Origin of the sequence: Luteibacter sp. dw_328 (genome assembly GCF_018449605.1) — a bacterium.
Taxonomy (GTDB): Bacteria; Pseudomonadota; Gammaproteobacteria; order Xanthomonadales; family Rhodanobacteraceae; genus Luteibacter.
In genome coordinates this window covers 80,171-105,815 of record NZ_JAAVUW010000008.1, presented here as the reverse complement: position 1 = coordinate 105,815, position 25,645 = coordinate 80,171, and the positions used below count along the sequence as shown (strand labels likewise).

At 65.0% G+C, this 25,645-nt stretch carries 21 protein-coding genes and 1 riboswitch; of the genes, 12 read left to right on the top strand and 9 right to left on the bottom strand.

Annotated features, from left to right (window positions below):
* The first annotated feature begins 66 nt into the window (after positions 1-66).
* The 6 genes from xylA to HB634_RS18810 all read left to right on the top strand — a co-directional run bounded on the left by xylA (position 67) and on the right by HB634_RS18810 (position 7,243).
* Positions 67-1,383, top strand: a complete 1,317-nt coding sequence (gene xylA / locus HB634_RS18835) for a xylose isomerase (RefSeq protein WP_213949713.1) — start codon at positions 67-69, stop codon at positions 1,381-1,383.
* Positions 1,384-1,396: 13 nt separating this feature from the next.
* Positions 1,397-2,902, top strand: a complete 1,506-nt coding sequence (gene xylB, locus HB634_RS18830) for a xylulokinase (RefSeq protein WP_345777513.1) — start codon at positions 1,397-1,399, stop codon at positions 2,900-2,902.
* Positions 2,903-2,931: 29 nt separating this feature from the next.
* Complete coding sequence (gene xylF, locus HB634_RS18825) at positions 2,932-3,945, top strand: D-xylose ABC transporter substrate-binding protein (protein WP_063571582.1); 1,014 nt, start codon at positions 2,932-2,934, stop codon at positions 3,943-3,945.
* Between the two features lie 71 nt (positions 3,946-4,016).
* Positions 4,017-5,564 (top strand): xylose ABC transporter ATP-binding protein, encoded by a 1,548-nt coding sequence (locus HB634_RS18820; RefSeq protein WP_063571581.1) that lies wholly within the window; start codon positions 4,017-4,019, stop codon positions 5,562-5,564.
* A 39-nt stretch (positions 5,565-5,603) separates the two neighbouring features.
* Positions 5,604-6,749 (top strand): sugar ABC transporter permease, encoded by a 1,146-nt coding sequence (locus HB634_RS18815; protein WP_063571580.1) that lies wholly within the window; start codon positions 5,604-5,606, stop codon positions 6,747-6,749.
* Between the two features lie 116 nt (positions 6,750-6,865).
* Positions 6,866-7,243, top strand: a complete 378-nt coding sequence (locus HB634_RS18810; RefSeq protein ID WP_213949712.1) for a TIGR03067 domain-containing protein — start codon at positions 6,866-6,868, stop codon at positions 7,241-7,243.
* 97 nt (positions 7,244-7,340) lie between these two features.
* Here HB634_RS18810 and HB634_RS18805 read toward each other — a convergent pair whose 3' ends face one another.
* Positions 7,341-7,868, bottom strand: a complete 528-nt coding sequence (locus HB634_RS18805) for a DUF4142 domain-containing protein (RefSeq protein ID WP_213949711.1) — start codon at positions 7,866-7,868, stop codon at positions 7,341-7,343.
* 102 nt (positions 7,869-7,970) lie between these two features.
* Positions 7,971-8,906, bottom strand: coding sequence for an alpha/beta hydrolase (locus tag HB634_RS18800; RefSeq protein ID WP_213949710.1), 936 nt, complete (start codon positions 8,904-8,906; stop codon positions 7,971-7,973).
* 138 nt (positions 8,907-9,044) lie between these two features.
* Between HB634_RS18800 and HB634_RS18795 the strand changes: the two genes are divergently transcribed.
* The gene (locus HB634_RS18795) at positions 9,045-9,536 is read left to right on the top strand and encodes a YcxB family protein (protein WP_213949709.1); all 492 of its coding nucleotides are present in this window, start codon (positions 9,045-9,047) and stop codon (positions 9,534-9,536) included.
* A gap of 100 nt (positions 9,537-9,636) precedes the next feature.
* On the opposite strand, the gene metK is transcribed toward HB634_RS18795, so the two are convergent.
* Together metK and metE are read right to left on the bottom strand one after the other, a co-directional pair.
* Positions 9,637-10,857 carry a methionine adenosyltransferase gene (gene metK, locus HB634_RS18790; RefSeq protein WP_063573283.1) on the bottom strand — a complete coding sequence of 407 codons (1,221 nt, stop codon included), beginning with the start codon at positions 10,855-10,857 and terminating at the stop codon, positions 9,637-9,639.
* Between the two features lie 251 nt (positions 10,858-11,108).
* Complete coding sequence (gene metE, locus HB634_RS18785) at positions 11,109-13,400, bottom strand: 5-methyltetrahydropteroyltriglutamate--homocysteine S-methyltransferase (RefSeq protein ID WP_213949708.1); 2,292 nt, start codon at positions 13,398-13,400, stop codon at positions 11,109-11,111.
* A gap of 195 nt (positions 13,401-13,595) precedes the next feature.
* Positions 13,596-13,815, bottom strand: a riboswitch (cobalamin riboswitch).
* An 89-nt stretch (positions 13,816-13,904) separates the two neighbouring features.
* Between metE and HB634_RS18780 the strand changes: the two genes are divergently transcribed.
* Positions 13,905-15,194, top strand: a complete 1,290-nt coding sequence (locus tag HB634_RS18780; protein ID WP_213949707.1) for a glycosyltransferase — start codon at positions 13,905-13,907, stop codon at positions 15,192-15,194.
* Between the two features lie 47 nt (positions 15,195-15,241).
* Here the strand turns inward: HB634_RS18780 and HB634_RS18775 are convergent, their stop codons facing one another.
* The 3 genes from HB634_RS18775 to HB634_RS18765 form a co-directional block, all read right to left on the bottom strand.
* On the bottom strand, positions 15,242-16,054 hold the full coding sequence (locus tag HB634_RS18775; protein ID WP_213949706.1) for an SDR family oxidoreductase: 813 nt from the start codon (positions 16,052-16,054) through the stop codon (positions 15,242-15,244).
* A gap of 55 nt (positions 16,055-16,109) precedes the next feature.
* Positions 16,110-16,535 (bottom strand): MarR family winged helix-turn-helix transcriptional regulator, encoded by a 426-nt coding sequence (locus HB634_RS18770; RefSeq protein ID WP_157504450.1) that lies wholly within the window; start codon positions 16,533-16,535, stop codon positions 16,110-16,112.
* A 163-nt stretch (positions 16,536-16,698) separates the two neighbouring features.
* A complete protein-coding gene (locus HB634_RS18765) occupies positions 16,699-17,679 on the bottom strand; it encodes an aldo/keto reductase (RefSeq protein WP_213949705.1) in 981 nt (326 codons plus the stop codon).
* 536 nt (positions 17,680-18,215) lie between these two features.
* Between HB634_RS18765 and fusA the strand changes: the two genes are divergently transcribed.
* From fusA to HB634_RS18745, 4 genes are read left to right on the top strand one after another with little or no spacing between them, the layout of a single operon-like run.
* Positions 18,216-20,291 carry an elongation factor G gene (gene fusA, locus HB634_RS18760; RefSeq protein ID WP_213949704.1) on the top strand — a complete coding sequence of 692 codons (2,076 nt, stop codon included), beginning with the start codon at positions 18,216-18,218 and terminating at the stop codon, positions 20,289-20,291.
* A gap of 43 nt (positions 20,292-20,334) precedes the next feature.
* The gene (locus HB634_RS18755) at positions 20,335-21,531 is read left to right on the top strand and encodes a molybdopterin molybdotransferase MoeA (RefSeq protein WP_213949703.1); all 1,197 of its coding nucleotides are present in this window, start codon (positions 20,335-20,337) and stop codon (positions 21,529-21,531) included.
* The gene (locus HB634_RS18750; RefSeq protein ID WP_213949702.1) at positions 21,501-22,061 is read left to right on the top strand and encodes a molybdenum cofactor guanylyltransferase; all 561 of its coding nucleotides are present in this window, start codon (positions 21,501-21,503) and stop codon (positions 22,059-22,061) included. Before HB634_RS18755 ends, HB634_RS18750 begins: the two co-directional genes overlap by 31 nt.
* Positions 22,058-22,396: a hypothetical protein gene (locus HB634_RS18745; protein ID WP_213949701.1), complete on the top strand. Its 339-nt coding sequence runs from the start codon at positions 22,058-22,060 to the stop codon at positions 22,394-22,396. Before HB634_RS18750 ends, HB634_RS18745 begins: the two co-directional genes overlap by 4 nt.
* A gap of 21 nt (positions 22,397-22,417) precedes the next feature.
* On the opposite strand, the gene fdhD is transcribed toward HB634_RS18745, so the two are convergent.
* On the bottom strand, positions 22,418-23,308 hold the full coding sequence (fdhD, locus tag HB634_RS18740) for a formate dehydrogenase accessory sulfurtransferase FdhD (RefSeq protein WP_082879189.1): 891 nt from the start codon (positions 23,306-23,308) through the stop codon (positions 22,418-22,420).
* Positions 23,298-25,643 carry an FdhF/YdeP family oxidoreductase gene (locus HB634_RS18735; protein WP_213949700.1) on the bottom strand — a complete coding sequence of 782 codons (2,346 nt, stop codon included), beginning with the start codon at positions 25,641-25,643 and terminating at the stop codon, positions 23,298-23,300. The genes fdhD and HB634_RS18735 overlap by 11 nt, the downstream gene beginning before the upstream one ends.
* Between the last annotated feature and the right edge of the window lie 2 nt (positions 25,644-25,645).

Here is a 25,645-nt window from a genome sequence, read left to right as displayed (position 1 = left end):
TGCGCCGCATGGCCCTTGATCGTCAGCATCGTCGGGATTCGTCCCCACGTTCGTCAAGGAATTGTTATGTCGTACTTTTCCAACATCCCCAAGATCGCCTTCGAAGGCGCCGGCTCGGATAACCCGCTGGCGTTTCACCACTACGATGCCAATAAGCAGGTCCTGGGCAAGAGCATGGCCGAGCACCTGCGCCTGGCCGTGTGCTACTGGCACACCTTCGTCTGGCCGGGCTCGGACGTGTTCGGTGCCGGCACCTTTGACCGCCCGTGGCACACGGCCGGCGACCCGATGGACAAGGCACGCGAGAAGGCCGACGCGGCGTTCGATTTCTTCACCCGCCTGGGTACGCCGTTCTATACCTTCCATGACACCGACGTATCCCCGGAAGGCGCCAACCTCGCCGAATACAAGAACAACTTCGCTGCGATGGTCGACGTCCTCGAGAAGAAGCAGGCCGAGACCGGCGTGAAGCTGCTCTGGGGCACGGCCAACGTATTCAGCAACCCGCGTTATGCCGCGGGCGCCGCGACCAATCCGCAGCCGGAAGTCTTCGCCTATGCGGCAACCCAGGTCCGTCACGCCATGGAAGCCACGCATCGCCTCGGCGGCGCGAATTACGTGCTGTGGGGCGGCCGCGAGGGTTACGAGACCCTGCTCAACACCGACCTCAAGCGCGAGCGTAACCAGCTCGGCCGCTTCTTCCAGATGGTGGTGGAGCACAAGCACAAGCTCGGCTTCAAGGGCACGATCCTGATCGAACCCAAGCCGCAGGAGCCGACCAAGCACCAGTACGATTACGACAGCGCCACGGTCTACGGTTTCCTCAAGGACTTCGGCCTGGAGAACGAGGTCAAGACCAACCTCGAAGCCAACCACGCCACGCTCGCCGGTCACTCGTTCCAGCACGAGGTCGCCACCTCGATCGCGCTGGGTCTGTTCGGCTCGATCGACGCCAATCGCGGCGATCCGCAGAACGGCTGGGACACCGACCAGTTCCCGAACAGTGTCGAAGAGCTCACCCTCGTCACCTACGAGATCCTCAAGGCCGGCGGTTTCACCACGGGCGGTTACAACTTCGACACCAAGGTTCGCCGCCAGAGCAGCGCACCGGAAGACCTCTTCCACGGCCACATTGGCGCCATCGACGCGCTGGCGCTCAGCCTGGAGCGGGCGGCAAAGATGATCGAGCGCGACGCACTGGCCGACTTCAAGGCCAGGCGCTATGCCGGCTGGGATGCGGACTTCGGTAGCAAGATCCTGCAGGGCGGCTTCACCCTCGCTTCGCTTTCGGACGAGGCCATCTCCCGCGACATCCACCCGAAGCACGTGTCGGGCGGACAGGAGTTGCTCGAGAACATCGTCAACCGCTATATCTATGGGTGATATGAAACCCGACATGGAAGCTTCGGCACGTATGTACCTCGGCATCGACCTCGGCACCTCCTCCGTCAAGGCGGTGCTCGTCGATGACGCGGGAGAGGTGCGCGCCAGCGCCACCAGCCCGCTCGAGGTATCCCATCCCAGGCCGCGATGGTCCGAACAGGACCCCGCGACCTGGTGGTCGGCGACCGAGGCCGCCGTTGCGGATGTCCTCAAGGGAACCGATGCCCGCCGCGTGGCGGCCATCGGTCTCTCGGGGCAGATGCACGGAGCCACGCTGCTCGATAAGTCCGACAACATCCTGCGGCCCGCCATTCTCTGGAATGACGGCCGTTCGGATGTGGAATGTGCCGAGCTGGAAAGGGTCCCTGGCTTCCGCGAGATCACCGGCAACCTTGCCATGCCCGGCTTCACGGCACCGAAGCTGGCCTGGGTGCGCAAGCACGAGCCCGAGGTGTTCGGTCGGGTCGCCAAGGTGTTGCTGCCGAAGGATTACCTGCGCCTGCTGCTCACCGGCGAGTACATGACGGATGCCTCGGATGCTGCCGGTACGCTCTGGCTGGACGTGGCAAAGCGCCAGTGGAACGACACCATGCTCGCGGCCACGGGGCTTGACCGTTCGCACATGCCGCAGGTGTTCGAAGGCAGCCAGCCCGCTGGCCGGCTGCGCAAGGAGCTGGCCGAGCGCTGGGGCATGGACACGGTGCCGGTGGCTGCCGGAGGCGGTGACAACGCGGCAGGCGCGGTCGGTGTCGGTATCGTTCGCGATGGCCAGGCCATGCTGTCGCTGGGCACGTCCGGTGTCTACTTCGCTGTCTCCGATGGCTTCCGCTCGAGTCCAGAGCAGGCCGTGCATAGCTTCTGCCATGCCTTGCCCGATACCTGGCACCTGATGTCGGTGATGCTCAATGCCGCCAGTTGCCTCGACTTCACGGCACGCCTTACCGGCCAGAAGGACGTGCCGGCGTTGCTCGCCGAAGCCGAGGCGAGCGGCCTCAAGCCCGACGGTCCCCTGTTCCTGCCCTATCTCACGGGTGAGCGCACGCCCCACAACGACGCCCATGCCCGGGGTTCCTTCACGGGCCTGGGTCCGGAGACCGATCGCGCCGATCTCGCCAATGCGACGCTCGAAGGCGTTGGCCTCGGCCTTCTGGACGGGTTGCTCGCGGTGGAATCCACCGGCCTGGTGGCCGAAGAGATCACGGTGATCGGCGGTGGTTCACGCAGTGCCTACTGGATCCGCATGCTGGCTGACATTCTCGGCAAGCGGCTGGTCCTGCGCAGCGGTGGCGAGGTCGGTCCGGCGCTTGGCGCGGCCCGTCTGGCCCACCTCGCGGCGGATCCCACGGCCACGTTGGAAGAGGTTTGCCCGATGCCCGCCGTGACGGCCACTTACGAGCCCGATGCAGCGCGTCATGCTTATTTCCTGCAAACGCGCCACCCTTTGTTCCGCCGTACCTACGAGCAGTTGAAGTCCCTGACTACCGACGCCGCTCGCGGCGACGATTTCCGCCCTTCCTGAGGGGCGATTCCATAAGCACGGAGATAAGCATGAAGCAGAAGGCTCTATACACGGTCCTCGCCGTATCGATGGTCGCCGCAGGCGTGTTCGCCGCTCCGCAGGCGCACGCCAGCAAGGAAAAGCCGGTCATCGGCTTCTCCATCGACGATCTGCGCGTCGAGCGCTGGACCAAGGACCGCGACTACTTCAAGGCCGCTGTCGAAGCCAAGGGTGGCACCGTCTCGGTACAGTCCGCCGACGCCAACGAACAGAAGCAGATCTCGCAGATCGAAGGGCTGATCGCCCGCAAGGTCGACGTCATCGTCATCGTGCCGTTCAACGCCAAGACGCTCACCACGGTGGTCGGCGAAGCGAAGAAGGCCGGTATCAAGGTCATTTCGTATGACCGCCTGATCCTCAATGCCGACGTCGACGCGTATATCTCGTTCGACAACGACAAGGTTGGCCAGATGCAGGCGCAGGGCGTGGTCAACGCGGCTCCGAAGGGCAACTACTTCCTGCTCGGTGGCGCCCCGACCGATAACAACGCGAAGATCCTTCGCGAGGGCCAGATGAAGGTGCTCAAGCCGCTGGTCGACAAGGGTGACATCAAGATCGTCGGCCAGCAGTGGACCAACGAATGGCTTGCCTCGAACGCGCAGTCGATCATTGAGAACGCGCTTACCGCGAACAAGAACAACATCCAGGGCATCGTCGCTTCGAACGACGGCACCGCTGGCGGCGCCATTGCCGCCCTGACCGGCCAGAAGCTGGCTGGCAAGGTGGCCGTGTCGGGCCAGGATGCCGATCTCGCCGCGATCAAGCGCATCAAGGCCGGCACGCAGACCATGACGGTCTACAAGCCGATCAAGACGATCGCCACCGATGCCGCCAACCTGGCCATCGACCTGGCCCAGGGCACCGCGCCGCAGTTCACCTCCAAGATGAACAACGGCAAGGGTGACATCAACACCATCCTGCTCACCCCGACCCTGCTGACCAAGCAGAACGTCGACCTCGTGGTGAAGGACGGCTTCTACACCCAGGCGCAGGTCGGCCCGTAAGCTAGCGTTAGGCGTAAGATCGACGACGCCCCGCCTGATGGCGGGGCGTCGTCCTGCCAAAGGAAATATCGGTGAGCGAATACCTGTTCGAGATGCGCAATATCGTCAAGGAATTTTCCGGCGTACGCGCGCTCAATGGCATCGACCTGGCTGTGCGGCCAGGCGAATGCGTCGGCCTGTGCGGCGAGAATGGCGCCGGCAAGTCGACCCTGATGAAAGTCCTCTCCGGCGTGTACCCCTACGGTACCTGGGAAGGCGAAATTCTTTTTGACGGCAAGCCCCTGCGCGCGGCATCCGTGCGTGACAGCGAGGCGGCCGGCATTGTCATCATCCACCAGGAGCTGATGCTGGTTCCGCAGCTCTCCGTTGCCGAGAATATTTTTCTCGGCAACGAGATCCGCAAGTTCGGCGGTGTGATGGATTACGACGCGATGTATGCGAAAGCCGATGCCTTGCTTGCGCGGCTCAAGCTGAAGGACGTCAACGTCGCGGCACCCGTGATGAACTACGGCGGCGGCTACCAGCAGCTGTTCGAAATCGCCAAGGCGCTGGCCAAGAATGCACGTCTGCTCATCCTCGACGAGCCCTCCTCATCGCTGACCTCCTCCGAGACCGACACGCTGTTGGCGATCATCGAGGACCTCAAGCACGATGGCGTGGCTTGCGTGTACATCTCGCATAAGCTCGAGGAAGTGGCCCGCGTCTGCGATACCGTCACCGTGATCCGCGATGGCAAGCACATCGTCACCAAGCCGATGAGCGAGATGACCACGCATTCGATCATCACCGCGATGGTCGGCCGCGATATCGAGAACCTGTTCCCGAAGGTGGATCACGACATCGGTGATGTGATCTTCGAAGCGAAGCACGTCACCTGCTGGGACCTCGCCAACCCGAACCGCAAGCGCGTGGACGATATTTCCTTCCAGCTTCGGCGGGGCGAAATCCTCGGCATCGCCGGTCTTGTGGGCGCAGGCCGTACCGAGCTTGTCTCCGCGATCTTCGGCGCCTATCCGGGTCGCTACGAGGCCGAACTGGTCCTCGAAGGCAAGCCGATCAAGATCAAGAGCCCTGAGCAGGCGATCAAGGCCGGTCTCTCGCTCGTGCCTGAAGACCGCAAGCGCCAGGGTATCGTTCCGTTGTTGGGCGTGGGCGACAACATCACCCTCGCGACCCTCTCGCATTACGCGCATGCCGGTCAGATCGACCGCCAGGCCGAGCTGCAGGTGGTCGACGCCGAGATCAAGCGCCTTCGCGTGAAGACGGCCAGTCCGGAGCTTGCCATCATGGGCCTTTCCGGCGGCAATCAGCAGAAAGCCGTGCTGACCAAGATGCTGCTGCCCGGGCCCAAGGTCCTGATCCTGGACGAGCCCACCCGTGGCGTCGATGTCGGCTCCAAGTACGACATCTATAAACTCATGTTCGAACTGGCCGCCAAGGGCGTCGCGATCATCATGGTGTCCTCGGAAATGCCCGAGGTGCTCGGCGTGAGCGATCGCGTCCTCGTCGTCGGCGAGGGTAAGCTGCGTGGCGACTTCAAGAACGTCGGCCTGACGCAGGAGCAGGTGCTCGCCGCCGCTATCTCGCATGCCGCCGAGGGGCCCGCACACGCGGCCTGATCCTCAAACCTATTCACGCGTTACCAGGGAAGCTCCTCCATGCAGTCGCAGCAAATCCAGCAACTGTTCGTCCGTTACAAGATCCTCGCGCTGCTCATCGCCGTCGCGCTCATCTGGCTGTTCTTCCACATCAAGACGGATGCAGCCTTCGTCACGCCAGGCAATCTGTCCAATCTGTTCCGACAGATGGCGATCACCGGCATGCTTGCCTGCGGCATGGTGTTCGTCATCATCGCCGGCGAGATCGATCTGTCGATCGGTTCGCAGCTCGGCCTCCTCGGTGGCGTGGTCGCCATCCTCACCGTGAACCAGGGCTGGGGCACTTGGCCCGCCATCGGTGCGGTGCTGGTACTCGGCCTGCTGATCGGCGCGGTCAACGGCTACATCGTCACCAAAATGCGCGTGCCTTCGTTCATCGTCGGCCTGGGCGGCATGCTCGCCTTCCGCGGCATCGTGCTCTTCATTACCGGCAGTTCCACGATCGCGCCAGCACCAGATAACCTCATCGCGATCGGCCAGGGCTTCGTCCCACCTGGCGTGTCGGTGTGGATCGGTGGCCTGATCTTCCTGGCCATGGTGGCATTGACCGCGCGCCGTCGTGTACGCCGCGCCAAGCTTGGTCTGCAGCAAGGCGCCTTGTGGATCGACGTGGCGAAGATCGTGGCGATCGGTGCGTTCATCTTCGGCTTCGTGCGGATGCTCAACGACGCCAACGGCATCCCCATTCCGGTGATGATCCTGCTCGGCCTGCTTGCCGTGTTCACCTACGTCTCCACGCAGACCGTGTTCGGTCGTCACATCTACGCGGTGGGCGGCAACATGGAAGCCACGCGCCTTTCCGGCGTGAACGTGGCACGCGTCAAACTCGTGGTGTTCGCGATCATGGGCCTGATGTGCGCCTTCGCCGGCATCATTACCGTGGCGCGTACCGGCTCGGGTTCACCGTCCGCCGGTACCGGTGGCGAGCTCGACGCGATCTCGGCCTGCTTCATCGGCGGCACCTCCATGCGCGGCGGCTCGGGCACGGTCTACGGCGCGCTGATCGGCGCACTGGTCATGGCCAGCCTCGACAACGGCATGCAGCTGATGGACGTCGACAACTCCTGGCAGATGATCATCAAGGGCGTGATCCTCGTCCTGGCCGTCTGGGTTGACGTACTTTCTGGCTCCAACCGCAACGGCTGATCCGTCGCCAAAAGCAACGCCGATGAATCGGCTCCCACACAGAGCGCGATCACGCTCCTTGTAGGAGCCGATTCATCGGCGAACGGGTGCTAGCCAAAACTTTTCACGGAAGAAAAATGAATGACCTAGAACGTCTCCAGGGCACCTGGACCCAAAGCCGCTTCGAAGAAAACGGCGTCATCGATCCCCCTGACGTCCACGGCGGCAACGGCGCGATCACCACCATCGAAGGCAATACCTTCGCCGTGCGTCTGGACGATGGCGAACTCCTGCTCGCAGGCCGCTTCATCCTCGACGCCAGCACTACCCCGCGTTCGATCACCTGGATCGACAGCATGGGCGACGATGCCGGGAAGCTTTTACCTGCGAGCTATGAGCTTGACGGCGATTCGTTCGTCTTCATCGCAGGGGATGAGGGCATGCCGCGGCCGGTCGAGTTCGTGACCTCGCCGGGGTTGACGTTGCGCGGGTTCGTCCGACGCAGCGCTCCGTAGACATCGCCGGTAAATCGGCCCCTACATAAGCGAGGCATGCTCCTGTAGGAGCCGATTCATCGGCGATGGGTGCTAGCGATCCCGTTGCGTTTCGCAATCACTTCCCCGTATTCAAAGCCCGAGCCATCTTCAGATGCTCCTTCAACGTAGGCAGCGTCTTCGTCGCAAACGCCTGCAGATCCTTGTTCGACCCCTTCTCCGCCTCGACCTCGAAAATCGCGACAGCCTTCTGGTGGTCAGCCACCATGATCTTGGCGAACTCCTTGTCGAACGCCGCGCCGTTAAGCATCTTCAGCGCGTTGATGTCCTTCTGGTTCGCTGGCGGCGGTGATTCGGCGGTGGCATAGCCGCGGTCGCCCGCTGCGAGCGTCTTCAGTTCCTCACCCGCCTTGGTGTGATCGGCCACGATCTGCCGCGCAAAGGCTTTGACCTTGTCCGAGCCGGCGTTCGTCTCGGCCAGCTTGCCGGCTTCGATCTCGGCGAGGCCGGCGCCGCTGGCATTGGTGACGAAACCCGCGTCGGTCGGTGTGCCGCCCTTGGAATCGGTGTGCTGGGCGAGGGCGGCCATGGGTAGGGCAGCGGCGAGGAAGGCGGTGGCCATGAGGCGGGGCAGGGTGCGTGACATGGTGAATCTCCGTAGACGAGTCTCAGATGTCGCACCCGAGCCATGAAATGGCTGTGACCGAAAGGTGGTGCCTCGAAAGGACGGCCCTCACGGCCTGCCAGCTCAATTCGCCATCGCTCCGACAACCGGCTTACCGTCGACGAAACTCCGTATGGCGGCTACCGTGGTGTCCGTCGCTTCTTCCATCAGCCAGTGGCCTGCGCCGGGAATGACCAGGCCCGTGACGTTCCCTGCTGCACTGCGCATGACGATGGCCTCGTTTGCCCCGAATGACTTCTCTCCGCCAATAGCGAGCACAGGCATGGGCAGTTTCGTCGCCAACGACGCCTGGTTGATGTCCGCATCCTGGCGAATGGCGCGGAACTGGGCGAACGCGGAATGCATCGCGCCCGGGCGGGCATAAATGTCGGCATAGTGCCGACGCGTGCCCTCGTCTATCTTGCTCGGGTCGCCGGCGAACTCGTTCCAGAATCGATCCAGATAGATTCGCTCGCGTCCGGCGACCAGGCGCTCCATGTCGGGACCGCCGAAATCGAAGTGCCAAAGCAATGGCGAGCGCACGATCTGGTCCCAGGGAGGGATGCCGGGAACGGGCGCATCCATCACGACCAGGCGCTCGGTTTTGTCCGGATAACGAGCTGCGTAGGCATAGGCCACCATGGTGCCGATGTCATGGCCGACGACGACGGCCCGGTCGATGCCGAGCCGGGTGAGGACCGCGCGTATGTCCCCCGCCTGGGTCTTCTTGTCGTAGCCACCGTCCGGATGTGACGACAGGCCCATGCCCCTGAGATCGGGCACGACGACGGTGTGGTCCCGGGCGAGGTTCTCGGCAAGCGGCGCCCACATGTCGCCGGTATCGCCGAAGCCGTGCAGCAGCACGACGGCCGGACCTTTGCCGCCAACGCGGACATGGATGGTGGCACCGTCGGTAGGGATGTCCTGGACGCGGAAGGACGCTGGAAACGGCCTGACATCGGCTATCGCTGGGAGGCTAAGTGCAGCAAGTAGTATCGCGGCGCATAAAAAACGAGCCATGAGTCTGCTTCCAGTCGGATTCACTGCACTGTGCCACAGGTGATGATTCGAACGTCACATCCGCGGCTAAGTGGCTTCCACGGGCGATCTGGCGCGTGCAGGCTAGCGCCGGGTACGATGCTGCCCGGGGAGGGGCCTATGACGACCATGGACATCGTGCCGGACAACGACACGCATACGTTGCGCTACCGCTCGTCTCGCGTCGAGATCTGGCGGATCTACTGGCGCGCCTGGAGAAAGAAGTTCTGGGTGATCCATGTGATTGTCGCCGCCGACCTTGCCTGGCTTTGCAGCAACAACACACTGGTGTCGATGGCACTGTGGTTTGCGGTTTGGCTCCCCGTCGTCGTTATCTGCCTCGCGGTATTTCCCCAGATCATGTTCAAGCCTCAGGAGCGCACGTTGCACCTGACGCCGGAGGGATGGTCCACCACGATTGGACGCAAGTCCGGGTCGAAGCCCTGGAAGGAAATCCGCGGCATGGCGGACACGCCTGAAGGCTTGGTCATCGTAGGAGCCAACGGAAACGCCATGGTGGTTCCGCAGCGTGCCTTCAGTGACGAGTCCCATCGGGCCGCCGTGGTTGCCGACGTGAGAAGCTGGTTTGCTGCCTCGCGAACGGCCGCCTGAGGGATCACGATGTCGCCGACAACCGTCCTGACGCTCGCACGGCACAAAAAAAACGGGCGCCAAATTGGCGCCCGTCTTCGTGTCACCTGTCGCGAACCGCTTACTTGCTGCGAGCAGCCTTCACGCCAAGACCCGCGGCATCGCGCAGGATCTCGGCCTTGTCGGTCTTCTCCCACGAGAACGCCGTGAACGTGTTGCCGTTCTTGTCAGTCATTTCGTAGGGCTTGCGGCCGAAGTGACCGTTCGAAGCGGTCTGCTGGTACATCGGGTGCACCAGGTCGAGCATCTTGATGATGCCGAACGGACGCAGGTCGAAGTGCTTGCGGATCAGCTTCTCGATCTTCTCGTCGGCAATCTTGCCGGTGCCGAAGGTGGTCACCGAGATGGACGTCGGCTCGGCGACGCCGATGGCGTAGCTGACCTGGATTTCGCAACGGTCGGCGAGGCCGGCCGCGACGATGTTCTTGGCGACGTAACGCGCGGCATAGGCAGCCGAACGGTCGACCTTGGACGGATCCTTACCCGAGAACGCGCCACCACCGTGACGGGCCCAGCCGCCGTAGGTGTCGACGATGATCTTGCGGCCGGTCAGGCCGCAATCGCCCACCGGGCCACCGATGACGAACTTGCCGGTCGGGTTGATGTGGAACTTGGTGCCCTTGTGCAGCAGCTTCGCCGGCAGCACGGGCTTGAGGATCAGCTCGCGCACGCCTTCGATGAGGTCCTTCTGCTTCACGTCCGGATCGTGCTGGGTCGAGAGCACGACGGCGTCGATGGCGACGGCTTCGCCGTTCTCGTAGCGCAGGGTGACCTGGCTCTTGGCATCCGGGCGCAGCCACGGCAGCGGCGAGTTCTTCTTCTTGCGGACCTTGGTCTGCTGCTCGACGAGGCGATGGGCGTAGTGGATCGCCGCCGGCATGTATTCGCTGGTCTCGTTGGTGGCATAGCCGAACATGAGGCCCTGGTCGCCAGCGCCCTGTTCTTCCGGCTTCTTGCGGTCCACGCCCTGGTTGATGTCCGGGGACTGCTTGCCGATGAGGTTCAGCACGCCGCAGGTTTCGCCGTCGAAGCCGACTTCCGAGGAGTTGTAGCCGATGTCGAGGATGACCTTGCGGGTCAGCGCTTCGAGGTCGATCCAGGCGCTGGTGGTGATTTCACCCGCGACGATGGCGACGCCGGTCTTCACCAGCGTCTCGCAGGCCACGCGGGCACGCGGGTCCTGGGCCAGGATGGCGTCCAGAACGGCGTCCGAGATCTGGTCGGCGATTTTGTCCGGATGGCCTTCGGAGACCGACTCGGAGGTGAAGAGGAAGTTGCTCATCGCAGGTATATATCCTTCTTTACGGATAAAGAGATAAATGGGGGCGCGCCATGATACACGGCCTTTGCCGGGTTTGCAGAGGGAAGGGTACGCCGGGGTGGTGACGATTGCATGGATGTTCAGGCGCCCGGGGCGTCCGAACGGCTGCGGGGTGCCTGGTGGGAGCCGCTTCAGCGGCGATCCGGGTGCGCCAGGGCGTTGCCCGATGGCGCGGGATCGCCGATAAATCGGCTCCTACCAGGCGGGTGCCGTCAGGCCACGGCGGCCAGGCGCTCCCGGGCGGCCTTTGCCACCGCCACCATGCCCTTCAGGGCCTCGGAGACCTCGGGCCAGCCTCGGGTCTTCAATCCGCAGTCGGGGTTCACCCAGAGCTGGTCGGGTCGGAGCACCTGGAGGGCCCGGGCGAGCAGGTCGGCCATTTCGACCTCGGTCGGCACGCGGGGTGAATGGATGTCGTAGACACCCGGACCGATCCCGTTGGGATACTTGAAGCGGGTGAACGCGTCGAGCAACTCCATCCGTGACCGGCTGGTCTCGATCGAGATCACATCGGCATCCATGGCGGCCACGGCCTCGATGATGTCGTTGAACTCCGAGTAACACATGTGGGTGTGCACCTGGGTCGCGTCGCTGACCCCACCGGCCGTGATGCGGAACGCATCGACCGCCCAGGCGAGGTAGGCGTCCCAATCCGCGCGACGCAAGGGCAGGCCCTCACGCAACGCCGGTTCGTCGATCTGGACGATGCCGATACCGGCCTTCTCGAGGTCGTGCACTTCGTCGCGCAAGGCCAGGGCGATCTGCCGGCAAACGTCCGATCGGGGGAGGTCGTCGCGCACGAACGACCACTGCAGCATCGTTACCGGGCCGGTGAGCATGCCCTTCATGGGTCGGTCGGTGAGTGACTGTGCATACGCCGACCACGCCACGGTCATCGGTGCGGGACGCGCTACATCGCCATAGATGATCGGCGGCTTGACGCAGCGCGAGCCGTAGCTCTGCACCCAGCCGAGCGACGTGAACGCATAACCGGCCAGCTGCTCGCCGAAGTATTCGACCATGTCGTTGCGCTCAGGCTCGCCGTGCACCAGCACGTCGATGCCGGCCTCTTCCTGGAAGCGAACGACACGCCGCACTTCGTCGCGCAGGATGCCGGTGTACGCATCGTCGTCGAGCTTGCCCGAACGGTGGGCGGCGCGGGCGATACGCAGGTCGTTGGTCTGCGGGAACGAGCCGATTGTCGTCGTGGGCAGGTCGGGAAGGTCGAAGCGCTCACGCTGCACGGCCGCGCGGAAGGCGAAGGCCGAACGACGCTGGCCGAACTGTGGGGTGAGCTGGCGTACGCGGGCGCGAACGTCGGCACGGACTACCTCGCCAGAGCTCTGGCGGCCGACGACGATCTCGTGCTGGCGATTCAGCGTTTTCCGCGCGGCTTCGTCGCCCGCGACGGCATCCGCGTAGCGACGCAGCTCGGCGATCTTCTGCCGCGCGAACGACAGCCATTCGGCGAGGTGTGACGGCAGGTGCTTTTCTTCGGAAACGTCGATCGGCACATGCAGCAGGGAGCACGACGTCGACAGCCACAGGCGATCGCTGCCGAGGCGTGCGAGCAGGCGGTCCACGCGGGGAAGGATGGTCGCCGGATCGCTCAGCCAGATGTTGCGGCCATCGAGGACGCCGGCGGAAAGGACCCGGTCGGCCGGCAGGGCATCGAGTACGGCGTCCAGCTGGTCGGGCGCACGGGCAAGATCGACGTGCAGGCCGGGAACCGGCAACGATGTGGCAAGTTCGAGATTGGCACCGAGCTCACCGAAGTAGGTGGCGAGCAGGACGCGCACGCGGCCGTGTGCGGCGATAGCCGCGTAGGTGCGCCGGAAAGCCTCGCGCCACTCCGCGTCCAGATCGAGCACGAGCGTCGGCTCATCCACCTGCACCCAATCGGCGCCTGCCGCTGCGACGGCATCGATGACACTCAACCATGCCGGCAACAGGGCGTCGAGAAGAGCCAGCGGATCGCTGCCATCGACGGTCTTGGACAGGCGCAGGAAGCTGACGGGCCCGAGCAGGACAGGGCGCGCGACGTGACCGGCGGCGATGGCCTCGCGGTATTCGGCGACGACCTTGTCCGGGCGTGCCGTGAAGGATTGTCCCGCCTCGAGCTCCGGGACGATGTAGTGGTAGTTCGTGTCGAACCACTTGGTCATCTCCAGGGCATGCAGATCCACATCGCCGTCCTGATGGCCGCGGGCCATCGCGAAATAGCCCGCCAGGGGGTCGCGGGAGGCGAGTTCGCGGTAGCGCGCGGGGATGGCGTCGACCAGCACGGCGGCGTCGAGCACGTGGTCGTAGAGGGAAAAGTCGTTTACCGGGACACTGTCGGCCCCGGCGTCGCGAGCGAGCTTCCAGTGGCGCTGGCGCAGTTCGCGCGCGACGGCGAGCAGTTCGTCGGCGCGGCTCTCTCCCTTCCAGTGGCTCTCGAGGGCGCGCTTGAGTTCGCGGCGTCGGCCGATACGGGGGAAGCCCGGGTAAGTTACGTGTGGCATGGATGATTCCTCTTCGTGGCAAAGAGGAGGGAAGGGCGGCTGGTCGCGAACGCACGCGCACTGCCGCGACGAGGCATGGCAGGCGTGGGGCGTGATGCAGGCTAGCCGTCGACCTTCGCCCCCGCGGGCGAACCGGATGCCGCCCCTTGCGGGGCGCCCATCCAGGTCGGGCGGACCGCCCGCGCCCATGACGGCGCGGACGGTCCGGTCGGCGGCAGGTCTTCGGGCTCGTGGATGTGGCACCGGGCTGGTGCCGCCTTGTTCGTCGCTTCCCGGATCCCGTTCGATCCAGTGCCTGTGACGGACTCGTCTCCACATACCGCTGCGGGGCAGCGCCGGATTGACACCGGCTTCCCTCTTAGCTTTATCGCTCTATTCGAATAAAGAGATAAAGACCGCTGACGGGCGGAAAATTAGCCGTATGGACGCCTGAAGTCAATCGATGGCGATGCATCGCCTCGACATCCTGGCGGCGACCATGTGCCGACACCCAGGGAGCGCCACATGACCGCAAGACACATCGTGATGGCGACGGTCGGCTCGCAGGGCGACCTTTTCCCGTTTCTGGCCGCGGGGCGGGAGCTTCGGCAGCGCGGGTATCGCGTGACGATTGGCGCCCAAGGCATTCATCGGGACGCCGTGGGCGAGGCGGGGCTCGATTTCGTGCTGGCCAGCGGCATCGCCGAGCCCGAAGACAAGGCGGCGTTCGCGGCGAGGGCCTTTCATCCCTGGCGCGGACCGCGCTTCGTGGTTCGCGACCTCGCCGCCGCGGACGTCGCGAGCAGCTATGCGGCGCTCGCGCCCGTTTGTGCCGATGCGGATGCCATCGTCACCTCCACGCTGGCGTTCGCCGGACAGATCCTTGGCGAGACCCGACGGATCACCTGGCTATCGGCGGCGCTGTCGCCTGCCGTCTTTCTTTCTGCCTTCGATCCACCCGCCACGGGCATCGAGTGGCTGGACCGGTTCCTGCGATCGTCGCCCCGGCGTGGTGCCTGGGTGCGTCGCATCGGCGAAACGGTGACCTCGCCCTGGACGAAAGCGGTGCGAAGCTTCCGGCAATCGCTGGGGCTCGCAACGGTGTCCGCGTGGGGCGATCCGTTTCATCGTGGTCAGCACGCGCGCGATGGCGTGCTGGCCATGTACTCGCCCTTGCTGGGCCGCCCACCACCGGATTCACCCGCACACACCGTGGCGACGGGCTATTGCCGCTACGTGCCGTCGGGGGATGTGCTTCCGCCAGATATGGCCGCGTTCCTCGATGCCGGGGACGCTCCGTTGGTGTTCACCCTTGGCTCGGCCGCGGTGCACGCCGGTGAGGCCTTCCTTCGCGAAAGCATGACGACGGCGGCCGCGCTGGGTCGTCGCGCCGTACTCCTGACAGGATCGCCCGAGATGCGTGCGCGCTTGCCCGTCACGTTACCCGGCGAGGTGTTCGCAGCGTACTACGCACCGCACGGCGCACTGTTCACACGCGCGGCGGCGGTGGTGCATCACGGCGGGATCGGAACCACGCAGGAGGCGTTGCGCGCGGGCTGCCCCGAGCTGGTCGTGCCCCATGGCTTCGACCAGCCGGACAACGCGGCGCGGATTGTCCGCCTTGGCGTGGGCGATGTGTTGCCCGCGTCGCGCTATCGCGCAGACGCGGCTACGACGCTATTGCGCGCCCTGTTGAGCGACGAGGGTGTCGCGTCGCGAGCGCAGCGTGCTGCGGCGGTCATTCGTGCGGAGAACGGTGCGCGTGTCGCGGCGGATGTTATCGAGCAGGCGATTGCGCGGCGTCTGCGGAAGTAGGCCCGCAGACGCGCGTTCGCCGATTCATCGGCGATGGGTGCTCGCGTTTACGCCGCGACTTTCGCCCTGACGCCATACCGCGACGCCGGCACCGACTTCGACAGCTCCGGGAACAAGGCACGACGCGCCGCTTCCAGGGCATCGACAAGCGACGTCGTTTCCACCGAAGGAATCGTCACCAGTTCACCCGCGTCGAAACCAGCCAGCGACGCATCGACCATGTCCTCGGCGCTCATCACCCAATCCGGCGGAAGATTCGCCACGGCGGACCCGGCAACCGGCCAGAAATCGGTCGCGGTCGCGCCCGGCAAGACGGCCTGTACCTTGACGCCCTTATCGGCGAGCTCGTGATGCATTGACTGGCTCAGCGCCAGCACGAATGCCTTGCTTCCGCCGTATACGCCATTGAGCAGCTCCGGCGCGATGGCAACGATAGAAGCGATGTTGATCACGGCGCCCTTGCCACGTGCAACGAAGCCCGGCACGGCCTTGTACGCCAGGCGTGTCGGAGCGGTCACATTCAGCGTGATGAGATCGGTCATCTTGCCGATGTCCGCCTGCAGCAGTGGGGCAGTCGCGCCCACGCCGGCGTTATTGACCAAGAGGGTGAGGTCCGTTGCGCCACCGATGACCTGCTCGACGCGCTGAAGATCGGCGTCCCGCGTGAGGTCCGCGGCCACGATGCTGACGTTCCGGCCGGTCGAACTGGTGATGTGCTTCGCAAGCGTGTCGAGCTTGTCCTTGCTACGTGCGACAAGGATGAGGTCGTAGCCGCGACGCGCAAGGCGGTCGGCGTAGACCGCGCCGATACCGGAGGACGCGCCAGTGACCAGGGCTGTGCCGAGAATGTTGGTGCTCATGAATGGTGATCCCGTGTAAGTATGTGTGTATGCACTGCTGTGGGCAAAAAAAGGGTCAGCCCATCTGACCCATGCGATGAAATGCGTCGCGTGCGGCCTCGGCAGCAGACTCGCCACCGAACTTCGAGACGAACTCGGCCTGAGCCTCCGCCCACAACTGACCCGCCTGGGCCGACTTGGCCAGGCCTGCCGGGGTGAGGACGTAGACGTGTTGGCGCGCGTCTTCCGTCGAAGCCGCGACGGCGATCAAACCATCGCGCTGAAGGGGTTTAAGCGCACGAACCAGGCTGGTCCGGTCCATGACCATCTCCTCGGCGAGGTCGCGCATGCCGATCCCTGGGCGGTCTTCAAGCACCACCAGGATGGAGAACTGCGAACTGGTCAAGCCGCTGGGTGCCAGGTGGCGCTCGTAGGAGCGCGTCAGCGCCCGCGCCGCCTGGCGGGCGGCGAAGCAGTTGCAGAAGTCGTTACGGGTAGCCATGGATCCATACTGATCGTGCATACACACACATGTCAAGTGCCTCATGCTCCGCCGTAGGAGCCGATTCATCGGCGAATGGGTGCTCGCGACAGCCCCGCCAACGGGTGGCCGCTGCCGCGGCCTTCGCCGATGAATCGGCTCCTACCAAGCAAGAGAGTGGCGGCTACTCGAAGCCGGCGACGGGGTGCGGGCCGTACGCCTTCTCCAGCGTCGCGGTTTCTTCGTCGGACAACACCAGGTCGATCGCGGCGACCGCATCGTCGAGATGGTGCGGTTTCGAGGCGCCGACGATCGGTGCCGTGACGCCGGAACGATGCGCCACCCACGACAGCGCGACCTGTGCACGCGGCACGCCCCGTTGTTCCGCGACCTTTTTCACCGCCTCGACGATGGCGCGGTCCGAATCCTCGGTGGCGTTGTACAGCGTGCGTCCGAAGACGTCGCTCTCCTGACGCGTGCTGCTCTGGTCCCAGTCGCGCGTAAGGCGGCCGCGCGCAAGCGGGCTCCACGGGAGGACGGCGATACCCTGGTCTTCGCAGAAGGGAATCATCTCGCGCTCTTCTTCGCGCTGCAGCAGGTTGTAGTGGTCCTGCATGCTGGCGAACTCGGTCCAGCCGTGCAGGCGAGAGGTGTAGATCATTTTCGCGAACTGCCAGGCGTACATCGACGAGGCACCGAGGTAACGCACCTTGCCCGCCTTGACCAGGTCGTGGAGTGCCTCCAGCGTTTCCTCTACCGGCGTGGTGTGATCCGCGCGATGAATCTGCAGCAGGTCGATATAGTCGGTACCCAGGCGAGCGAGGCTGTCGTCCACCGAGTGGAAGATCGCCTTGCGCGAAAGACCACCGCCGTTCGGTCCCTTCCGCCAATGGAAGAAGGTCTTCGTGGCAATGACCACTTCATCGCGTCGCGCGAAATCCTTCAGCGCGCGGCCGACGATTTCTTCCGAGGTGCCATCGGAGTAGGCGTTCGCGGTGTCGAAGAAGTTGATTCCAAGATCCAGTGCCTTGCGGATGAACGGGCGGCTCGCCTCTTCGTCCATCGTCCACGCATGGTTCCCGCGGTCGGGGACGCCGTAGGTCATGCAACCGAGAACGAGTGGGGAGATATCGAGGCCGGTGCGGCCGAGTTTCACGTAGCGCATGGGGAGCTCCGGTTAGGACTGCCGGAAGTGTGATCCCTAAAACGGGAGCGGGAAATGAAACTTGTTTAATTCTTTGCGGGCCTCTTTGTATTCCAGGCGGCTGCCGCCCCTTGAAACCTGCCCGGGCGTCCCTAACTAGGGCCCAGCGAAGACGCGACGACCTTGCCGGCCCTCACCGGCGGGGCGTAGCATCTCCCCCTCACCAAGAGAGCCCAGCCATGTTCCGCTGCAAGCATGATTTGATGTTCGTCACACCGATCGCCCCATGGGCGCGTCGCGGGTGCGCGCGTCTCATGCCTGGCGGCGTGTCGTTCACGTAACGGCACTCCGGCCTCGAAGAACACGACAAGCACCCGCAAGGGTGCTTTTTTTTGCCTCGAATCTGAACGTCCTCACCGGAGCAGCGTGCCATGAAGAACAGCCGCGACCCTCGATCCTGACCGTCCCGCTCAGCCAGGGGCGGCGGTAACAGGATCGGGGAGTGCCTCGCTCGACGAACCATCGAGCCCCTGGCGACCCATCAGGAACCGTTAGCCATGAGTACCACCACCCGCGAATCCACCATTCCCGTCGGCCGTTGGCGCAACCTCGGCATCATTGCGCACGTCGATGCCGGCAAGACCACGCTCACCGAACGCCTGCTCTTCAAGACCGGCACGATCCATCGCACCGGCGAAGTGCACGACGGCGCCACCACCACCGACCACATGGAGCTCGAGCGCGAGCGTGGCATCACGATCGGCGCCGCGGCCGTGCGCGCGAACTGGACGCCCGACGGCGGCCAGCCGCATCGCCTGACCCTGATCGACACGCCCGGCCACATCGACTTCGCCATCGAGGTGGAGCGCTCCCTGCGCGTGCTCGACGGCGCGGTCACCGTGTTCTCGGGGGTCGCTGGCGTGCAGCCCCAATCGGAAACCGTCTGGCACCAGGCGCGTCGTCACGGCGTGCCGCTGATGGCCTTCATCAACAAGATGGACCGCCCCGGCGCGGACTTCGACGCCGTCGTCGCTCAGATGCGCGACAAACTCGGCGCGAATCCGTGGGTTGTCGCTCGCCCGATCGTCGAAGGTGAGCACATGACGGGTCTGGTCGACCTCGTTGGCGAACGGATCTGGCGCTTCGACGATGCCGGCACGCCGAGCATCCACTCATGGGACGACACCGAGCGTGCGACCCATGCGGGCGCGCGTGCCGATCTCGTCGCCGCGGTGGCCGATCGCGATGAGGTGCTGGCCGAACTGTGGCTCGCCGATCAACCGATCGACGCGGCCGCGCTCACGGCTGCCCTGCGTCGCGGCACGCTGGCGCGCGCCGGTTCGCCGGTGCTGCCGGGCTCGGCATTCCGCAACGTCGGCATCGAGCCGCTGCTCGACGCTTTCGTCGCCTACCTGCCGTCGCCGCTGGATCGCCCTGCGGTGGTCGCACATACCGACGACGGTGACGTAACGGTGGCGCCCGATGCGAACGCGCCATTCGCTGCGCTGGTCTTCAAAGTGGTCAACCAGGCGCACGGCCCCCTGGCGTTCGTTCGTGTGTACTCGGGCCGCCTGCACGTTGGCGACGCGGTATGGCGCAGCGGCACGGATCGCGTGCAGCGCATCGGCCGTCTTGCTGTGGTGCGCGCCGAAGACACCGAAGCGGTCGACGCCGCGGAGGCGGGCGACATCGTTGCGATCGCGGGCTGGAAGGACGTCGCCACCGGTGAAACGCTGACGGACTCGCATCACCCATTGCGTCTGGAAACCATCCAGGCGCAGCCGGCGGTGCTGTCGTGGCGTCTTTCGCCGGAACGTTCGGCCGACCTGCTCAAGCTCGGCAACGGGCTTGCGCGCCTTGCGCAGGAGGATCCGTCCTTCCGCGTGGGTACCGATCCGGACACCGGCGAGACGCTGGTCTGGGGTATGGGTGAACTGCATCTGGAAGTGATGGTGGAGCGTCTGCGTCGCGAGTGGGGTGTGCAGGTCCGCACCGGTTCGCCACGTGTGGCCTATCAGGAAACCCCGGCCTCGGCGTCAGGCTCCGTGGAAGGAAAGGTCGCCAAGCAGACGGGCGGCAGTGGCCAGTATGCGCGCGTCGTGCTTTCGGTCACGCCGACCGGTGAGGAGATCAACCGCTTCGAGGACAAGACCACGGGCGGCGTGATTCCCAAGCAGTTCCAGCCGGCGGTGGAGAAGGGCGTGTTGTCGGCCCTGATCGAAGGCCCGCGTGGCTATCCGGTGGTCGGTGCGCATGTCGTGGTCACGGACGGCCAGGCCCACGCGGTCGATTCGAACGAGATGGCGTTCCATCGTGCCGCGCAGATCGGTGTGAAGGCGGCCCTGGAGGCGACCGGCACGGTGTTGCTGGAGCCGGTGATGCGCGTCTCGGTGAGTTCGCCGGGTTCGGCGGTGGGCGACCTGCTGGGCGACCTGCAGCGTCGTGGTGGCCAGATCGTCAATCTGACCGACACGCAGGAGCGCACGGAGATCGAGGCCGATGTGCCGCTCGCCCAGCTGGAGGGCTACAGCACGGCGCTGCGCTCGTTGAGCCAGGGCCGCGCTTCGGCCACGGTGGCGTTTCATGCCTACCGACCGGCGGCCGTGCAGGAGGCGTCGCGCAAGATGGCGTGACGTGATGGGTGATGGCGAGGCTCCGCCGGGTTACGCTTCACCCATGATTTCCTACCCCGATGCACTGGCCCTGTTACTAGGTGAAGCCGACGCGCTCGATGGTGAGCGCGTCGGCATCGACGCCGCACCGGGACGTTTTCTGGCACGTGACATCATCAGCCCCGCTTCTTTGCCGGGCTTCGATAACGCGGCCATGGATGGCTATGCGGTGCGCGCGCCCGGCGAAACGATTCCTGCCGAATCCACCTATGCCGTTGCCGCCATGCACGCGGCCGGTGACGATACCTATGACTACCCCGACGCGGAAGCCTGCGAGATTGCCACCGGGGCGCGCATGCCGGTGGGCTTCGATACCGTCGTGCCTGTGGAGCGCACTGAGCGCCAGGGCGATCGCGTGCGCTTCCTTGCGGACGAGCGTCGCGCACAGAACGTGCGTCATGCCGGTAGTGACATCGAGGTGGGCGATGTCGCCTTGCTTGCCGGAAGGCGCGTCGACCCTGCGGCGATCATGTTGCTCGCTGCCCTGGGCATCGACCGCTTCGACGTCGTGCGACGTCCGCGCGTGGCCATCGTCAACACCGGCAGCGAACTCAATGCGGGTGGTCCGCTCCCGCTGGCCGGCATCCACGACTCCAACGGACCCTTTCTGGCGTCGAGCCTCGCGCGCTGGGGTGTCGAGGCGATCGGCCGCACGCGAGTTGCCGACCATGGCGATGCCTTCCATGTCGCAATCCGCGATGCCCTGGCCAGCCATGCCGACCTGATCGTGACCACCGGCGCAGTGTCCGCAGGACGTTTCGACTTCGTGCCAGCCGCGCTCGCGTCGCTGGGTGCCCATGAACTTTTTCACAAAGTCGCCATACGCCCGGGCAAGCCCTTGCTGGTGGCGCGCTTCAAAAACGGGCCACTCGTCATCGCCTTGCCGGGCAATCCCATCGCCGTGGCCGTGGGCTACCGTTTCTTCGTGGCGCCGGTGCTGCGGGCGATGGCGGGGCTGCCGCCCGAGCGGCCGTTGCGCGTGCGTCTGGAAGCGCCATCGGTCGTGCGCGAGGGCATGCAGCACTTCGGACTGGGTGAGATCTCGCGCGACGAAGAGGGGCTCGCCGTCGCCCGCATGACGCCCTCGCAGGCGGCCTATCGCATCCAGCCGTATACGCGTGCGAACACGTGGCTGTCCGCGAGTGATGCGTACACGGCGTCGGTTGATGCGTGGCCACTCGATCCCGTCGACGCGCCATGATCATCGGCCTGATTCTCGCTGGCGGACTGTCGTCTCGCATGGGTGAGGACAAGGCGCTGATGGTGATCGACGGCGTGACGATGCTCGACCGAACGGCTCACACCCTGCGCTGCATGGGTGCCGGCCTGGTGGCGGTGAGCGGCTCGCGCCCTGGGGGCATCCCCGACCGTTGGCCGGCGGCCGGACCGGTCGGCGGCATGGCCAGTGCCGCGGAGGTGCTTCCCGATGCCGAGTTGCTGGTGGTCCCGGTGGACATGCCACGGATGGGGAGCGCCGTGCTCTTGCCCTTGCTGACCGAGCGTCGCCAGCGAGCGACGCGATGGGCGGGGCATCCGCTGCCGATGCGACTGACGCTCGACGCCACGACACGCGACGCGCTCATTGGCATGATGACGCTGACCGGTCGCGACTGTTCGGTGACTGCCTTGCAGACGCGCATCGGCACGACCACACTGCCTCTGGGCGGGCTGGACCCGATCCTTCTGGCTAACTGCAACACCCCTGACGAATGGCGCGAGGCGAACGCATGAGGGTACAGCTGGAGAACGACACGGTTCGCGTACGGATCGACGAGGATGAGCTCGGGGAGCTGCTCGGCAACATCGCCTTGCTCGGCTCGACGGCCTTCGGCAAGGCCTTTGTCATGCGTTATTCGGTCGACGCCACGGAGGCAGCCTCGTGCACGCTCGAGGGCAATGCCCATGAGTGGCGACTGAAGGTCCCGGTAACCGAACTGGCAGCCTTGCAGTCGCGCCTGCCGAGCAAGGAGGGCCTCGTGTTCGACATTCCCGGTTACGACACGGTCGCCACCACGGTTCGTTTCGATGTCGACGTCAAAGACAGCCTGCGCCGTCGCCGGAGCTGAAAGGCCCTGTCGAAGCGCTCTTCAGATGATGCGCTGCGGCCGGCTATAAACATTGAATCGCCCGGGCCGGGCAAACCCGATCAGGGTGACGCCACAATCGCTGGCAAGATGCACCGCCAGCGCGGTCGGTGCGGAAATGGCGACGACGATGGTGATGCCGGCCACCGCCGCCTTGGTCACCATTTCGTAGCTTGCGCGACTGGTGATCACGACGAAACCGTCGCTGGCGTCGATGTGCGCCGTATGCATCGCACCGATCAGCTTATCCAATGCATTGTGGCGACCCACATCCTCGCGCACACAGACGATGGCGCCGTCGGGAAAAGCCCAGGCCGCGGCATGGACCGAGCCGGTAAAGGCATTGATCGGCTGCGATGCGCGCAGCGACTCCAGTGCCCGCTCGATCGCATCGACGCCTATCGTCGGTCCGGCACCGACGGGCTCAGGGTGGCGCACCACGTCTTCCAGCTCCCGGCTTCCGCAGATGCCACAGCCACTGCGTCCTGGCAACTCGCGTGGCAGGCGCTGCTCTTTGTAGGAGCCGATGTCATCGGCGACCCCTGCGGAGCGCTCCGGTGACGATTCCGGCGAGCGCCCATCGCCGCTGAAGCGGTTCCTGCAGGTTTTCGCGGTACGGATGTTGACGGTGATCCCTTCGAGGACCTCCTGCACATCGATGCGCTCGATCTCCGCGATCGAGTCGACGCGACCTTCGGTCAGTGCAAAACCGCGGGCGAAGTCTTCCAGGTCCATTGGCGTCGCCATCATCACCGCGAACGGCTCGCCGTCGAAGTGCATCGCGACAGGTACCTCCTCGGCCAGCCGGTCGTCGTCCGGCGTTGCGACACCACGTTCGACACGCAGGACCGGTCGCGTGGTCGAGCCGCGGGGCGTCTGTCGATCAGACGGCATGCGCGACCCGTCCCTTCGGCTTCTTCTTGCCCTGTACAGCGGAAACGGTGATCCGGACCGGGACGGACTTATAGGCTGGCGTGCCGGAACGGCGGTCGTGGCTTTCCAGGGCGATGAGCGCATTGCCTTCGGGGTAATACATCGCCACGGAGCCTTCTGCGATGTCGTACTCGACGGCAACAAAGCCGTCCACGGCGCGACGCTTGCCGTCGGCGGCATTGACACCTGTCGCGACCACGTCGATCCGGTCGCCGTGCTTGAGGCCACGGGCGGCGAGATCCTTGGCATGCATGAAGATCACGTCGCGCCTGCCCGTTACACCGCGATAGCGATCGTTCAGCCCGTAAATCGTGGTGTTGTACTGGTCGTGCGAGCGGATCGTCGTCAGCATCAGGTCGCCTTCGTCCGGCACCGGGTCTTCGTCGAGACCGCGCGCGAGAAGGAACTGCGCGCGCTTGTCCGGCGTGGCCCAGTCGCGTTCGCTGGCCGCCACGCGCAGGCGAAAGCCACCTGGCTGGCGAAGACGTTCGTTGAAGTCGAAGAAGATCGGGAAAACCTTTTCGATATCTTCGCGGATCAGGTCGTAATCGCCGACCAGGCGATCCCAGTCGACCCGCGTATGCGGAAGGGTCGCTTTCGCGATGCCGCGTACGATCCATGGCTCCGATCGCAGGTGTTCGGAGGCTGGCTTCAGGCTACCGGCCGAGGCATGCACCATCGACATCGAGTCCTCGACGGTGACCGACTGCGCACCCGTCGCCTGCACGTCCAGCTCGGTGCGGCCGAGGCAGGGCAGGATGAAGGATTGCCTGGCCAGGATGAGGTGCGAACGGTTGAGTTTGGTCGCGATGTGCACCGCCAGATCGAGCCCGCGCATCGCCTCGAACGTCTCTTCGGTATCCGGCATGGCCACGGCGAGGTTGCCGCCGAGGGCGACCAGCGCTTTCGACCGGCCATCGCGGATGGCGATCACCGCGGCGACCGCATCGTGGCCGTGTTCCACCGGTGGCTCGAAGCCGTAGGTGGTACGGATGCCGCGGTTGAGCCCGTCGTCGGGTTTCTCGGTAATGCCGACCGTGCGGTCGCCCTGTACGTTGCTGTGTCCACGCAGCGGGCAGATGCCGGCGCCCGGGCGACCGATGTTGCCGCGCAGAAGGAGCAGGTTGGCGATCTGCTGCACGTTCTCGGTGCCATGGGCGTGCTGGGTGATACCCATGCCGTAACAGACGATCACGCGGCTGGCCTTGGCGTAGATATCGGCAGCAGCTTCGATATCGACCCGGCTCAGGCCTGACTTCGCCTCGATGGCGTCCCAGCCGGTGGCGTCGACATCGTCGACGAGGGCCTCGTAGCCGGTGGTGTTCGCTTCGATGAACTCGCGATCGATCACGCCGGGCAGCCCCGCCGCAATCGCTTCCCGGTCGGCGGCGAGCAGGAACTTCATCATGCCCTTGAGCACGGCCACGTCGCCGCCGATCTTCAGTTTGTAATACGTCGACGCGATGCGCACCGAACTGTTGGTCAGCATCTCCACCGGGTGCTGCGGCGAAGTGAAGCGCTCCAGTCCGCGCTCGGGCAAGGGATTGAGGACCACGATGGGCACGCCGCGCAACGAGGCTTCGCGCAACGTCGAAAGCATGCGGGGATGATTGGTGCCGGGATTGTGGCCGATGCAGAAGATCGCATCGCAATGGTCGAAGTCCTCGAGTAGCACCGTGCCTTTGCCCGAGCCGATCGATTTCGGCAGGCCCACGCTGGTGGCTTCGTGACACATGTTCGAGCAGTCGGGAAAGTTGTTCGTGCCGTATTCGCGGACGAACAGCTGGTAGAGAAAGGCCGCCTCGTTGGAGGCACGACCGGATGTATAGAACTCCGCCATGTTCGGATCGGGCAGGGCGCGCAGCCCCTCCCCGATGCGACGGAAGGCCTCGTCCCATTCGATCGCCTGGTAGGTGTCGCTTGCACAGTCATAGGCCATCGGGTGCGTGATCCGCCCCAGGCCTTCGAGGGTGTAGTCGCTGAGGTTCCACAGGTCGGCGACCTTGTTCCTGGCGAAGAACTCCGGTTTCACCCGCTTGGCCGTGGCCTCCCAGGTGACCGCTTTGGCACCGTTCTCGCAAAACTCGAAGGAGGACGTTTCCTTCGGGTCCGGCCACGCGCAGCCCGGGCAATCGAAACCGGTGGGCTGGTTCATCCGGTGTAGTGCGATGGACTCGCGCCCCAGGGCGAGTTGGCCGCTTACGGCGCGCGCCACCGCACCGAGGGCGCCCCATCCGCCGGCAGCGCCTTCGTAGTCGCTGATGCCCGGAACGTCCGGGAGGTCTTTCTCGCTCATGG